Genomic DNA, 13,759 nt, shown 5'->3' on the forward strand with positions numbered 1-13,759 from the left:
GCGCCTGCCCGTTGTCCTGGTGAGCTGTCACCGCCAGACCTCCCGGCACGGCGGGGTCCTCGCTTACGATGGCCGTTGCTCAAGCTGTGATTCAAGACTGTCAACTGTCATTGAAACCGACCCTCCCCAGGCCCGACCGGCAAGGAGACAAACCCCCGTGTCCGTCCTCTCGAAGATCATGCGTGCAGGCGAAGGCAAAATCCTGCGCAAGCTGCACCGCATCGCGGACCAGGTCAACTCCATCGAAGAGGACTTCGTCGACCTCTCCGACGCCGAGCTGCGCGCCCTCACCGAGGAGTACAAGCAGCGGTACGCCGACGGTGAGAGCCTCGACGACCTGCTCCCCGAGGCGTTCGCCACCGTGCGCGAGGGTGCCAAGCGCGCCCTCGGCCAGCGCCACTACGACGTGCAGATCATGGGCGGTGCCGCCCTCCACCTCGGCTATGTCGCCGAGATGAAGACCGGCGAGGGCAAGACCCTCGTCGGCACGCTGCCCGCGTATCTGAACGCGCTGTCGGGCGAAGGCGTCCACCTGATCACGGTCAACGACTACCTGGCCGAGCGCGACTCCGAGCTGATGGGCCGCGTCCACAAGTTCCTGGGTCTGAGCGTCGGCTGCATCCTCGCCAACATGACGCCGGCCCAGCGCCGTGAGCAGTACGCGTGCGACATCACCTACGGCACGAACAACGAGTTCGGCTTCGACTACCTGCGCGACAACATGGCGTGGTCCAAGGACGAGCTGGTCCAGCGCGGCCACAACTTCGCGATCGTCGACGAGGTCGACTCCATCCTGGTCGACGAGGCCCGTACGCCGCTGATCATCTCCGGCCCGGCCGACCAGGCCACCAAGTGGTACGGCGACTTCGCCAAGCTGGTCACGCGGCTGAAGAAGGGCGAGCCCGGCAACCCCCTCAAGGGCATCGAGGAGACCGGCGACTACGAGGTCGACGAGAAGAAGCGCACCGTCGCCATCCACGAGGCGGGTGTCGGCAAGGTCGAGGACTGGCTGGGCATCGACAACCTCTACGAGTCGGTGAACACTCCTCTGGTGGGCTACCTGAACAACGCCATCAAGGCCAAGGAGCTCTTCAAGAAGGACAAGGACTACGTCGTCATGGACGGCGAAGTCATGATCGTCGACGAGCACACCGGCCGTATCCTCGCCGGCCGCCGCTACAACGAGGGCATGCATCAGGCGATCGAGGCGAAGGAAGGGGTGGACATCAAGGACGAGAACCAGACACTCGCCACGATCACCCTGCAGAACTTCTTCCGCCTCTACAAGCGCCACGACCACAACGGCAAGGAACAGCCCGGCCTGTCCGGCATGACCGGTACGGCGATGACCGAGGCCGCCGAGTTCCACCAGATCTACAAGCTCGGTGTCGTCCCGATCCCGACCAACCGCCCGATGGTCCGCAAGGACCAGTCCGACCTGATCTACCGCACCGAGGTCGCGAAGTTCGAGGCGGTCGTCGACGACATCGTCGAGAAGCACGAGAAGGGCCAGCCGATCCTCGTCGGTACGACGTCGGTCGAGAAGTCCGAGTACCTCTCGCAGCAGCTGAGCAAGCGCGGCGTCCAGCACGAGGTGCTCAACGCCAAGCAGCACGACCGGGAGGCGACGATCGTCGCCCAGGCCGGCCGCAAGGGCGCCGTGACCGTCGCCACCAACATGGCCGGCCGCGGTACGGACATCAAGCTCGGCGGCAACCCCGACGACCTCGCCGAGGCGGAGCTGCGCCAGCGCGGCCTCGACCCCGAGGAGCACATCGAGGAGTGGGCCCACGCCCTGCCCGAGGCCCTCGCGAAGGCCGAGGAGGCGGTCAAGGCGGAGTTCGAGGAGGTCAAGGAGCTCGGCGGGCTCTACGTCCTCGGCACCGAGCGGCACGAGTCCCGGCGTATCGACAACCAGCTGCGCGGTCGTTCCGGCCGTCAGGGCGACCCCGGTGAGTCCCGGTTCTACCTCTCGCTGGGCGACGACCTGATGAGGCTCTTCAAGGCCCAGATGGTCGAGCGTGTGATGTCCATGGCGAACGTGCCGGACGACGTCCCGATCGAGAACAAGATGGTCACCCGCGCGATCGCCTCGGCCCAGTCGCAGGTCGAGCAGCAGAACTTCGAGACCCGGAAGAACGTCCTCAAGTACGACGAGGTCCTCAACCGGCAGCGCGAGGTCATCTACGGCGAGCGGCGCCGCGTCCTGGAGGGCGAGGACCTGCAGGAGCAGATCCAGCACTTCATGGACGACACCATCGACGCGTACATCACCGCCGAGACCGCCGAGGGCTTCGCCGAGGAGTGGGACCTCGACCGGCTGTGGGGCGCCTTCAAGCAGCTCTACCCGGTGAAGGTCACCGTCGACGAGCTGGAGGAGGCCGCCGGGGACCGGGCCGGGCTGACCGCCGAGTTCATCGCCGAGTCCATCAAGGACGACATCACCGAGCAGTACCAGGCGCGTGAGACGCAGCTCGGCCCCGAGATCATGCGTGAGCTGGAGCGCCGGGTGGTCCTGTCGGTGCTGGACCGCAAGTGGCGCGAGCACCTCTACGAGATGGACTACCTCCAGGAGGGCATCGGCCTGCGCGCGATGGCGCAGAAGGACCCGCTGGTGGAGTACCAGCGCGAGGGCTTCGACATGTTCACCGCCATGATGGAGGGCATCAAGGAGGAGTCCGTCGGCTACCTGTTCAACCTGGAGGTCCAGGTCGAGCAGCAGGTCGAGGAGGTCCCGGTCGAGGACGCGAAGCCGTCCCTGGACAAGGGCGACGCCGTGCCGGCCCAGGCGGGTGCGTCGCGGCCGGAGATCCGCGCCAAGGGCCTGGAGGCCCCGCAGCGCCGTGACCGGCTGCACTTCTCGGCGCCCACCGTCGACGGCGAGGGCGGCATCGTGGAGGGTGACCTCCCCGAGGACGAGCCGATCCGCTCCGAGGCCGACGGCCTCACCCGCGCGGAGCGCCGCAAGCAGCAGGCGAAGACCAGCCGCCGCCGCAAGAAGTGAAGACCAGCCGCCGCCGCAAGAAGTAGGGACGCGGGCCGTGAGGCTGTGAGGGCCGGGCACCTTCGGGTGCCCGGCCCTTCGCGCGTCGTGGCGCCGCCGTTCAGTCCTCGTCGTCCGGGTGGGGGAGCCTCGGGCCGCCGAGTTCCACCGCCGTGCAGCGCCAGCGGTGGTCGGGGCCGTGTTCCAGGCGGAAGGCCATGGCACGGAGGCGGTCGCCGGCGCCGATGCGGGCGAACACCTCCAGGGCGCCCGGGCCGGCCACGTAGTAGCCGATGTCGCGGACCACGGGGTCGGTGTCTCGGGGCAGGCGCAGGGTGCCGTGCTCGGTCAGCAGGGCCAGTTCGTCGTAGGCCCGCCCGGCGGTGTGGCGCAGCATGCTGTGGACCGGCCGCCGGCCGCTGAGCACGGCGAGGAGGAGGTCGGCGAAGCGGTCGGTGGGGCGGGGGTGCGGGGTGTGCCCGGCGGTCGTGGGGGTGGTACGGGGCGAGGGCTGGACCGAGGGCGTCGCGGTCGTGGAGCGGCGTGCCGACGGGCGGCCCTCTCCCGGGGCCGTGCGGGCCGGGGTGCGGCCCGGGCGGCGGGTGTCGTGGCGGACGGGCGGGCGGGTGCCGGGGGTGCGCCTGGTCCTGGTCATGACCTTGTTCATCGGAAATCCCCGTTCGTCGGTGAGGCCGCCGGGTACCAGGGCGGGTACCAGTCGGTAACTTGGCGATGGGGATCTTGTACGAGGCCGGAGGGGGCCGTCGCAAGGAGGCGCGGGCCGTTGCCCGGGGCCGGGAAATGTTCACCTATCAGGGTGACGGCGAGGGGGGCGGGGCCCGGCGGGGCGCGGGCGTACCGGGTGAGACGACGGGCCCGGGGTGGACGCGTCCGGGGCGCCGGGCGGGCGCTCGAAAGGGGACGCCCGCACGTATCCTGAAGGGCCTCCGGAGGCTTCGCGGGGCCTTCGCGGCGGGACCCGGGACGCAGCGCGCGAACGGACCGCCCGGACGCACCGCCGGACGCTCCGGGGCGCTCCGAGATCACGACTACGAAAGCGGCCTGCCATGCGCGTCTACGTCCCCCTGACCCTCCCCGGGCTCGCCGAGGCGTACAAGACGGGTGAGCTGGGGGAGGGGGCGTTCGTCGCGTACGCCGTCACCCCGGCCCTGCGGGAGTGGTACCTGTCCGACGACATCGAGGAGCTGGAGTACGCGGCGCTGAACCGGGCGGCGCACGCCTCGCTGCGGCTGCTGGCCGTGGACCCGGGGGCCGCGCGGCGGCGGGTCGTCGTGGCGGTGGACGTGGCCGACCGGGACGCGGTGGCCGATCCCGACCGGGGCCTCGATCCGGCGGCGCTCGGGGAGGTGCGGGTCGCCGGCCCCGTGCCGCTGGGCAAGGCGGCGGCCGTGCACGTCGACTCGGCGGAGGCCGAGGAGGAGGTGGGCGAGGCCGCGGACGCGCTGGGGGCGGCGGACCAGGGGGACGACGACGCGCAGTTCATCGTGGACGGCGCGGACGACCACGAACTCCTCTGGTACGCGACCCAGGAGATCCCGAACCTCGTGGGACTCGGCGGCTGATTTCCGCGCCCCCGCGGCGGCGGTCGACCGCGGGCGCCCCCCGTCGGGGCCCGCGGGCGGCACACGGCCCGAGGTCGGGAACGGCGGCGACGGCTGGGCGGCGCTGTCCTCCTGCCGACGGCGACGACGAGTGCGCGACCGCCGCCGGACACCGCCGGCGTGGTGGCGGTTCCGGGGCCGGGCGGGTGTGGGTCGGAGGCGGTCGACCTGCCGTCACAGGTGTTCGAGGCTGGTGGCCCCGGTGGGTGGTGGGCATGCGTTGTCGGTGGTGAGGGGTAGTTTGCCTGTATGGGGATGAACGGAGCCGGGGCGCACATCGTCTGGGACTGGAACGGGACCTTGTTGAACGACAACGAGGCGATCATCGGGGCGACGAACGCGGCGTTCGCGGAGCTGGGGATCGAGCCGATCACGCTGGAGCGGTACCGGGAGCTGTACTGCGTGCCGGTGCCGAAGTTCTACGAGCGGCTGATCGGGCGGCTGCCCTCGGACGAGGAGTGGGAGGCCATGGACGTGGTCTTCCATCGGTACTACGCCGAGCACCGGGTCGCCTGCGGCCTGACCGACGGTGTGCCGGGGCTGCTCACCGAGTGGGTCTCCGGCGGGCGCAGCCAGTCGATCCTCAGCATGTACGTGCACGAGGAACTGGTCCCGCTGGTCCGTGGCTTCGGGATCGAGCCGCACTTCGTCCGGGTCGACGGGCGCACCGGCCCGTCCGGGGGCAGCAAGGCCGAGCACATGGTCCGGCATCTGCGCCGGCTCGCGGACGTGGAGCCGGAGCGGACCGTCGTGATCGGGGACGCCGCCGACGACGCCGTGGCCGCCCGGCACGTGGGAGCGCGGGCCGTGCTCTACACGGGCGGTTCCCACAGCAGAGCCAGCCTGGAGTGGGTCGGGGTGCCCGTCGTGGACACCCTGGAGGAGGCCGTCGAGGAGGCCGAGCGGCTCGCCGCGTGACCTCCGGCCCACCTCACCCTCCTGACCCTCCGCTCATCACGTCACCGGCGCCTTGGCCCGCAGCACCGTGAGGAACTCGCGCATCCAGGCGGAGTGGTCCGGCCAGGCGCGGGCGGAGACGAGCGTGCCGTCGACGACCGCCTCGGCGTCCTGGAAGGTGGCGCCGGCGGCCTGCATGTCGAGTTCGAGGGCGGGGTACGCGGTGACGCGGCGGCCCGACAGCGCGTCCACGGCGGCGGTCAGCAGCGGGCCGTGACAGATCTGGGCGACCGGCTTGTCGGTGTCGAAGAACGACTTGAGGATCTTGCGCAGCTCGGGGTCGTTGCGCAGGTACTCCGGGGCCCGGCCGCCGGGGACGACCACCGCGACGTACTGACCGGGGTCGACCTCGGAGAAGGCCAGGTCGGCGGGCCAGGAGTAGCCGGGCTTCTCGGTGTAGGTGTCGTAGCCCGGCTCGAAGTCGTGGACGACGAACCGGAGCTGCTTGCGGCTGGGGGCCGCGATATGGACCTCGTACCCCTCCTCGCGCAGGCGCTGGTAGGGGTACAGGACCTCCAGCGACTCCGCCGCGTCGCCGGTCACGATCAGGATCTTGGCCGTCATGGTGGGCTCCCCTCGCTGCGGCAGGGTTCTCCTCGTCAGGCTATGGCTTCCCCAGCGGCGCGTATAGGCTCGGTTGCGCGGAGGTAAGCTCAAAAGTGCGCGAGGGGTACTGTGCAGAACGTCAAAGTTCCACCCCCTGTTTTGTACACATACGGCTCATGACGTGCCCCCCGTCCGGAGGGATAGCCTTGTGGCGTGATCAGCGCGATAGTTCGCGGGGACGTCGTCGTCCCTGCCCTGCGCCCGGTGAGCACGGACGACATCCGTGTCCGGGCGGCGGTCGCTGGTCCTCGCGGGCGGGAGGGAGCCACCAGGGCTCCCGGGACGCCGGGTACCCCCACGGACGGCACGCCGCCGAGAGCAGCGTCACATCCCCGTCGGGCACCGAGAATGGCTGATTACCCCCCGCTCGTCTCGCCCTGCGGCATAGCGTCGAACCAGACCGGACACCCCGTGTCGTGGTGGCGCGTCGGAGGGCACGAGTTCGTACTTCCTTCTACGTCACGCAACGGCGCGCGACAGGAGCCAGAGGACAATGCAGACCAAGCTGGACGAAGCCAAGGCCGAGCTGCTCGAACGGGCCGCCCGGGTAGCTGAGAACAGCCCGGTCGGGGGGTATCTACCGACTGGGACGACGAGCGAGAGCAAGTCCGGCATCCCGGACCACGACACCGTGCTCGCGTTCCTCCAGCGCTACTACCTGCACACCGCCCCGGAGGACCTCAGCGGCCGTGACCCGGTCGACGTCTTCGGAGCCGCGTACTCCCACTACCGGCTGGCCGAGAACCGCCCCCAGGGCACGGCCAACGTACGGGTGCACACCCCGACCGTGGAGGAGAACGGCTGGACGTGCAGCCACTCCGTCGTCGAGGTCGTCACCGACGACATGCCCTTCCTCGTCGACTCCGTGACCAACGAGCTGTCACGCCAGGGACGCGGCATCCATGTCGTCATCCACCCGCAGGTCGTCGTCCGCCGGGACGTCACCGGCAGGCTCGTCGAGCTGATCACCGAGCCCTCCGCCGTCGCCGCGGCCGCCGCGGCGGTGGCCGCCGGGGAGACGCTGCCGCACGACGCGCACATCGAGTCCTGGATCCACGTCGAGATCGACCGCGAGACCGACCGCGCGGACCTCAAGCAGATCAACAACGATCTGCTGCGCGTCCTGTCCGACGTCCGCGAGGCCGTCGAGGACTGGGAGAAGATGCGGGACGCGGCGGTCCGGATCGCCGACGGTCTGACCGCCGAGCCGACCGCCGACGACCTGCGCGAACAGGAGGTGGAGGAGGCCCGCGAGCTGCTGCGCTGGCTCGCCGACGACCACTTCACCTTCCTGGGCTTCCGCGAGTACGAGCTGCGCGAGGACGACTCGCTCGCCGCCGTCGCCGGCACCGGCCTCGGCATCCTGCGCTCCGACCCGCACCACTCGGGGGACGACCAGCACCCCGTCAGCCCCTCCTTCGAGCGGCTGCCCGCCGACGCCCGCGCCAAGGCCCGTGAGCACAAGCTCCTCGTCCTGACGAAGGCCAACAGCCGGGCCACCGTCCACCGCCCGTCCTACCTCGACTACGTGGGCGTGAAGAAGTTCGACGCCGACGGCAACGTGATCGGCGAGCGGCGCTTCCTCGGCCTGTTCTCCTCGGCCGCCTACACCGAGTCCGTGCGCCGGGTGCCCGTCGTCCGCCGCAAGGTCGAGGACGTCCTGCGCGGTGCCGGGTTCTCGCCCAACAGCCACGACGGGCGCGACCTCCTGCAGATCCTGGAGACCTACCCGCGCGACGAGCTGTTCCAGACCTCGGCCGACGAGCTGCGGTCCATCGTCACCTCCGTGCTCTACCTCCAGGAACGCCGGCGACTGCGGCTCTACCTCCGCCAGGACGAGTACGGGCGCTACTACTCCGCCCTCGTCTACCTCCCGCGCGACCGGTACACCACCGGCGTACGCCTCAGGATCATCGACATCCTGAAGGAGGAACTGGGCGGTATCAGCGTCGACTTCACCGCCTGGAACACCGAGTCGATCCTCTCCCGGCTGCACTTCGTGGTCCGCGTCGAGCCCGGCACCGAACTGCCGCACCTCAGCGACGCCGACAAGGAACGCCTGGAGGCCAAGCTCGTCGAGGCCGCCCGGTCCTGGTCGGACGGGTTCGCCGAGGCGCTCAACGCCGAGGTCGGCGAGGAGCGCGCCGCCGAGATGCTCCGCAAGTACGGCCACGCCGTCCCCGAGGGGTACAAGGCCGACCACAACCCCCGCTCCGCCGTCGCCGACCTCGTCCGCCTCGAAGCGCTCGACCAGGACGAGGACTTCGAGCTGAGCCTGTACGAGCCGGTGGGTGCCGCGCCCGACGAGCGCCGGTTCAAGATCTACCGCAAGGGCGGCTCGGTCTCGCTCTCCGCGGTGCTGCCCGTCCTGAACCGCATCGGCGTCGAGGTCATCGACGAGCGGCCCTACGAGCTGCGCTGCGCGGACCGGACGACCGCGTGGATCTACGACTTCGGGCTGCGGATGCCGAGGCAGCAGGCCGGCAGCGTGGACTACGCCGGGGACGACGCCCGGGAACGGGTGCAGGAGGCATTCGCCGCCACCTGGACCGGACAGGCGGAGAACGACGGGTTCAACGCGCTCGTGCTGAGCGCCGGCCTCACCTGGCGGCAGGCCATGGTGCTGCGCGCGTACGCCAAGTACCTGCGGCAGGCCGGATCCACCTTCAGCCAGGACTACATGGAGGACACCCTCCGCAACAACGTCCACACCACCCGGTTGCTCGTGTCGCTGTTCGAGGCGCGGATGTCACCGGACCGGCAGCGGGCCGGACGGGAGATCGTCGACGCGCTCCTCGAAGAGGTCGACGCGGCGCTCGACCAGGTGGCGAGCCTCGACGAGGACCGCATCCTGCGGTCGTTCCTCACCGTCATCAAGGCGACGCTGCGCACCAACTTCTTCCAGGAGGCGGCCGGCGGCAAGCCGCACGACTACGTCTCCATGAAGTTCGACCCGCAGGCCATCCCCGATCTGCCGGCCCCGCGCCCGGCGTTCGAGATCTGGGTGTACTCGCCGCGTGTCGAGGGCGTGCACCTCAGGTTCGGGAAGGTCGCCCGCGGCGGGCTGCGCTGGTCGGACCGGCGGGAGGACTTCCGCACCGAGATCCTCGGCCTGGTCAAGGCGCAGATGGTCAAGAACACCGTCATCGTGCCCGTCGGCGCCAAGGGCGGCTTCGTCGCCAAGCAGCTCCCGGACCCGTCGGTGGACCGGGACGCGTGGCTCGCCGAGGGCATCCGCAGCTACAGGACCTTCATCTCCGCCCTGCTCGACATCACCGACAACATGGTGGCCGGCGAGGTCACCCCGCCCGCCGACGTCGTCCGGCACGACGAGGACGACACCTATCTGGTCGTCGCCGCCGACAAGGGCACCGCGACCTTCTCCGACATCGCCAACGAGGTCGCCGAGAGCTACAACTTCTGGCTCGGGGACGCCTTCGCCTCCGGCGGCTCGGCCGGCTACGACCACAAGGGCATGGGCATCACCGCCCGCGGTGCCTGGGAGTCGGTCAAGCGGCACTTCCGCGAGGTGGGCGTCGACACGCAGTCCGAGGACTTCACGGTCGTCGGCATCGGTGACATGTCCGGTGACGTGTTCGGCAACGGCATGCTGCTCAGCGAGCACATCCGGCTCGTCGCCGCCTTCGACCACCGGCACATCTTCATCGACCCGAGCCCCGACGCGGCCACCTCCTACGCCGAGCGCCGCCGGGTCTTCGAGCTGCCCCGCTCCAGCTGGGCCGACTACGACACCGACCTGATCTCCACCGGCGGCGGCGTCTTCCCGCGCACCGCCAAGGCGATCCCGATCAACGCCCACATCCGGGACGTCCTCGGCATCGAGGACAAGGTCGCCAAGATGACCCCGGCCGACCTGATGAAGGCGATCCTCAAGGCCCCGGTCGACCTGCTGTGGAACGGCGGCATCGGCACGTACGTGAAGGCGTCGACCGAGTCGCACGCCGACGTGGGCGACAAGGCCAACGACGCCATCCGGGTCGACGGAGGGGACCTCAGGGTCCAGGTCGTCGGCGAGGGCGGCAACCTCGGCCTGACCCAGCTGGGCCGGATCGAGTTCGCGCAGACCGGCGGACGGGTCAACACCGACGCCATCGACAACAGCGCGGGCGTGGACACCTCCGACCACGAGGTGAACATCAAGATCCTGCTCAACGGCCTGGTCGCCGAGGGCGACATGACGGTCAAGCAGCGCAACAAGCTGCTCGCCGAGATGACCGACGAGGTCGGCCGTCTGGTCCTGCGCAACAACTACGCGCAGAACACGGCGATCGCCAACGCCCTCGCCCAGTCCCCGGACATGCTCCACGCCCAGCAGCGCTTCATGCGCCACCTGGCCAGGGAGGGCCACCTCGACCGGGCGCTCGAATTCCTGCCCACCGACCGGCAGATCCGTGAGCGCCTGAACGCGGGCCAGGGCCTCACCGGCCCCGAGACGGCCGTCCTGCTCGCCTACACGAAGATCACCGTCGCCGAGGAGCTGCTGCACACCGAGCTGCCCGACGACACCTACCTGCGCAAGCTGCTGCACGCGTACTTCCCGGCCGCGCTGGGCGAACGGTTCCCCGAGCACATCGACAGCCACCCGCTGAGCCGGGAGATCGTCACGACCCTGCTGGTCAACGACACGGTCAACACGGGCGGTACGAGCTTCCTGCACCGGCTGCGGGAGGAGACCGGGGCCTCGCTGGAGGAGATCGTCCGGGCGCAGACCGCGTCCCGCGCGATCTTCGGGTCCGGCGAGGTGTGGGACGCCGTCGAGGGCCTGGACAACAAGGTCGACGCGGCCGTCCAGACCCGGATCCGCCTGCACTCCCGGCGCCTCGTCGAACGCGGCACACGCTGGCTGCTCAACAACCGGCCCCAGCCGCTGCAGCTCAGCGAGACCATCGCGTTCTTCTCCGAGGGCGTCCACCTGGTCTGGGGCGAGCTGCCCAAGCTGCTGCGCGGCGCGGACCTGGAGTGGTACCAGGAGATCCACGACGAGCTGACGGGCGCCGGGGTCCCGGAGGAGCTGGCCACGCGGGTCGCGGGCTTCTCCTCCGCCTTCCCCACGCTCGACATCGTCGCCGTCGCGGACCGGGTCGGCCGGACGCCGATGGAGGTCGCCGAGGTGTACTACGACCTCGCCGACCGGCTGCGCATCACCCAGCTGATGGACCGCATCATCGAGCTGCCGCGCGCCGACCGCTGGCAGTCCATGGCCCGCGCGGCGATCCGCGAGGACCTGTACGCGGCGCACGCCTCCCTCACCGCCGAGGTCCTCTCCGCGGGCAACGGCTCCTCCACGCCCGAGCAGCGCTTCAAGGTGTGGGAGCAGAAGAACGCCGCGCTGCTGGGCCGGGCGCGGACGACCCTGGAGGAGATCCAGACCTCCGACGCGTTCGACCTCGCCAACCTGTCGGTGGCGATGCGGACGATGAGGACGCTGCTGCGCGCGCACTCGTAGCGGTACGGCGAAGGGGGCGCTCCACGGCTGTGGGGCGCCCCCTTTCGTGTGCGTGCCGCCGGGGCTACTCGCCGCTCTTCTTCCAGAGCGTCAGCTTGCCCTCGACGCTCGGTACCTCCCAGCTGTACTCACCCGGGGTCAGCTTGGTGATCTCGTACAGGGCGAGGTTGCCGTCCTTGGTCACCGTGCAGAGGAGGGAGCCCTCGGGGATGATCCCGTCCTTGCCGAAGTCGTCGGGGCCCACGAGGGACGGCAGGGCGTCGGTGTCCGCACCCGTGCGGCACTGCTGGAGGGTGCGGCCCTTGCTCTTGCCCATCGTGGTCTCGAAGCTCCACTGGCCGTTCTGGATCGACATCTCCCGTGTCTCGTCCCTCATCTCGGCCTTGATGTCGATGCTCGGCCGGTCCAGGTCGATGTAGGTGTAGTTCTCGGCGGGCGTGCGCAGGACGAAGGACTGATTCTCGAAGGCCAGGGTGAACTTGGTGTCCGCGGACACGGTGGCGGACTCGGAGGGGTCGGTGACGTCCTGTCCGTCGCTCCCGCCGCTTCCGTCGTCGTCGGTGGGAGCGGGGGTCGGGGTGCCCTTGTCCCCGGCCGTGCCGCCGCCCTTCGTGTCGCTCGCCTCGCTGTCCTTCTTCTCGTTCCCGTTCAGCACGTACGCCGTGGCTGCCGCGCCCGAGCCGGCCACGAGGACGAGGGCCAGGGCGACGAGGGCCGCTTTCAGCCCCCGGCGGCTCTTCTTGGCCGGGGCGGGGGCCTGGCCCGCCCCGGGCTGCGGGGTGAGGTGGTACGTGTCCGTCGCCGGGGGCGGGTAGCCGTAGCCGGGGGGCTGTGTCTGGGGCGGCGGGCCGAAGCCGGTGGCCTGGCCCGGCTGGGGCGCGCCCTGGGTGGTGCCCGGTGCGGTTCCCTGGGCCGGCGGGGCCGTGGTCGGCGGGGCGGCCGGAGGTGCGGCGGGCATCTCGGGTGCCGTCGGCTGCGGCGGGCTCTGGACCGACTGCTCACGGCGGGAGATCTCGGCGGTGAGCGGTGCCGGGAGCCAGCCATGGAAGTCGCCGAGGGCGCGGCCCGCCGACTCCTGGCAGAGCGCGGCCAGTTCCTCGGTGCCGGCGCGGGCGGCCGGGTCGGCGGTCAGGCAGCGCTCCAGCAGGGGGCGCAGCCGTTCGTCGTACCCGTCGAGCCTCGGTGGCCGCTGGGCGGTGTTGGCGATCTGCGCGGCGATGGTGATGGCGCCGCCGTCGCCGTACGGGTGGCGTCCGGTGGCCGCGACGGCGGCGATCAGGCCGAGCGAGAAGACGTCGGTGGCCGGGGTGACCTGCTCGCCGAGCGCGTGCTCCGGGGACATGTACTGCGGGGTGCCGATCAGACCGCCGGACTGGGTCAGGTGGGTGGCGTCGGCGGCGCGGGCGATACCGAAGTCGATGACGTACGGGCCCTGGGAGCCCAGCAGGATGTTGCTCGGCTTGAGGTCGCGGTGGATGACGCCGGCCGCGTGGATGGAGGTCAGGGCACGGGCCGCGCAGCCGATGAGCTGGAACACGGCGGGCAGGGGCAGCGGACCGAAGCCGACCAGGGCGTCGTGCAGGGAGATGCCCGCGATGAACGCCGAGGCCAGCCAGGGGAGTTCGCCGGTGGTGTCGTGGTCGACCACCGGGACGATGTGGTAGCCCTGCACGCGCCGGGCCGCCTGGACCTCCTGCTCGAAGCGGCGGCGGAAGTCGGCGTCCTGGCCGTACTCGCGGCGGATGACCTTCAGGGCGACGGGCTGGCCGCCGCGGGTGTGCGACAGATAGACCGTGCCCATGCCGCCCTCGCCGATCCGGGCGTGCAGGTGGTAGCCGGCGGTCTCTCTCGGGTCCTGCGGTCCCAGTGGGCTCAGGATGTCGCCAGTGCTGCTGCTGATGGGAGCCTCCCCCGGTGCGGTGCCGAACTCCTGTGCTGTGTCTGGGCACTTGAAGCGGTCCGAAGCTTATACGGCACTTATGACACTTGGGGCGGGTGTTGCGGTTCCCGCGGACCGGGGGGTGCGGACGCGGTAGGGGCGGGGTGGTCCGGCGCGTTCTCGGGTGCGGGTGCGTGGGGCTTCTCGCGCAGTTCCCCGCGCCCCTGAAAGCATCAGGCCCCTGC

At 70.6% G+C, this 13,759-nt stretch carries 7 protein-coding genes; 4 read left to right on the top strand and 3 right to left on the bottom strand.

From position 1 onward, the window contains the following. The first annotated feature begins 157 nt into the window (after positions 1 to 157). Positions 158 to 3,004 carry a preprotein translocase subunit SecA gene (secA, locus tag PYR72_RS29415; protein WP_275458080.1) on the top strand — a complete coding sequence of 949 codons (2,847 nt, stop codon included), beginning with the start codon at positions 158 to 160 and terminating at the stop codon, positions 3,002 to 3,004. 100 nt (positions 3,005 to 3,104) lie between these two features. On the opposite strand, the gene PYR72_RS29420 is transcribed toward secA, so the two are convergent. Next, a complete protein-coding gene (locus tag PYR72_RS29420) occupies positions 3,105 to 3,650 on the bottom strand; it encodes an Rv3235 family protein (RefSeq protein WP_275458081.1) in 546 nt (181 codons plus the stop codon). 400 nt (positions 3,651 to 4,050) lie between these two features. On the opposite strand from PYR72_RS29420, the gene PYR72_RS29425 reads away from it, so the two are divergent. Beyond that, positions 4,051 to 4,566, top strand: a complete 516-nt coding sequence (locus PYR72_RS29425; protein WP_275458082.1) for a hypothetical protein — start codon at positions 4,051 to 4,053, stop codon at positions 4,564 to 4,566. 288 nt (positions 4,567 to 4,854) lie between these two features. After that, complete coding sequence (locus PYR72_RS29430) at positions 4,855 to 5,523, top strand: HAD hydrolase-like protein (protein ID WP_275458083.1); 669 nt, start codon at positions 4,855 to 4,857, stop codon at positions 5,521 to 5,523. 36 nt (positions 5,524 to 5,559) lie between these two features. Here PYR72_RS29430 and PYR72_RS29435 read toward each other — a convergent pair whose 3' ends face one another. After that, positions 5,560 to 6,126, bottom strand: coding sequence for a DJ-1/PfpI family protein (locus tag PYR72_RS29435; RefSeq protein WP_275458084.1), 567 nt, complete (start codon positions 6,124 to 6,126; stop codon positions 5,560 to 5,562). 535 nt (positions 6,127 to 6,661) lie between these two features. Between PYR72_RS29435 and PYR72_RS29440 the strand changes: the two genes are divergently transcribed. After that, complete coding sequence (locus PYR72_RS29440) at positions 6,662 to 11,635, top strand: NAD-glutamate dehydrogenase (RefSeq protein WP_275458085.1); 4,974 nt, start codon at positions 6,662 to 6,664, stop codon at positions 11,633 to 11,635. 64 nt (positions 11,636 to 11,699) lie between these two features. Here PYR72_RS29440 and PYR72_RS29445 read toward each other — a convergent pair whose 3' ends face one another. After that, positions 11,700 to 13,535 carry a serine/threonine-protein kinase gene (locus tag PYR72_RS29445; RefSeq protein WP_343245563.1) on the bottom strand — a complete coding sequence of 612 codons (1,836 nt, stop codon included), beginning with the start codon at positions 13,533 to 13,535 and terminating at the stop codon, positions 11,700 to 11,702. Positions 13,536 to 13,759 lie beyond the last annotated feature (224 nt).

The sequence above is a fragment of the Streptomyces sp. VNUA24 genome (assembly GCF_029167005.1).
Classification (GTDB): Bacteria; Actinomycetota; Actinomycetes; order Streptomycetales; family Streptomycetaceae; genus Streptomyces; species Streptomyces scabiei.

Bases quoted from the DNA above. Each gene is read 5' to 3' on its own strand.
- PYR72_RS29435 (WP_275458084.1), bottom strand. From the start codon at position 6,126: ATGACGGCCAAGATCCTGATCGTGACCGGCGACGCGGCGGAGTCGCTG.
- PYR72_RS29420 (WP_275458081.1), bottom strand. From the start codon at position 3,650: ATGAACAAGGTCATGACCAGGACCAGGCGCACCCCCGGCACCCGCCCG.
- PYR72_RS29425 (WP_275458082.1), top strand. From the start codon at position 4,051: ATGCGCGTCTACGTCCCCCTGACCCTCCCCGGGCTCGCCGAGGCGTAC.
- PYR72_RS29430 (WP_275458083.1), top strand. From the start codon at position 4,855: ATGGGGATGAACGGAGCCGGGGCGCACATCGTCTGGGACTGGAACGGG.
- PYR72_RS29440 (WP_275458085.1), top strand. From the start codon at position 6,662: ATGCAGACCAAGCTGGACGAAGCCAAGGCCGAGCTGCTCGAACGGGCC.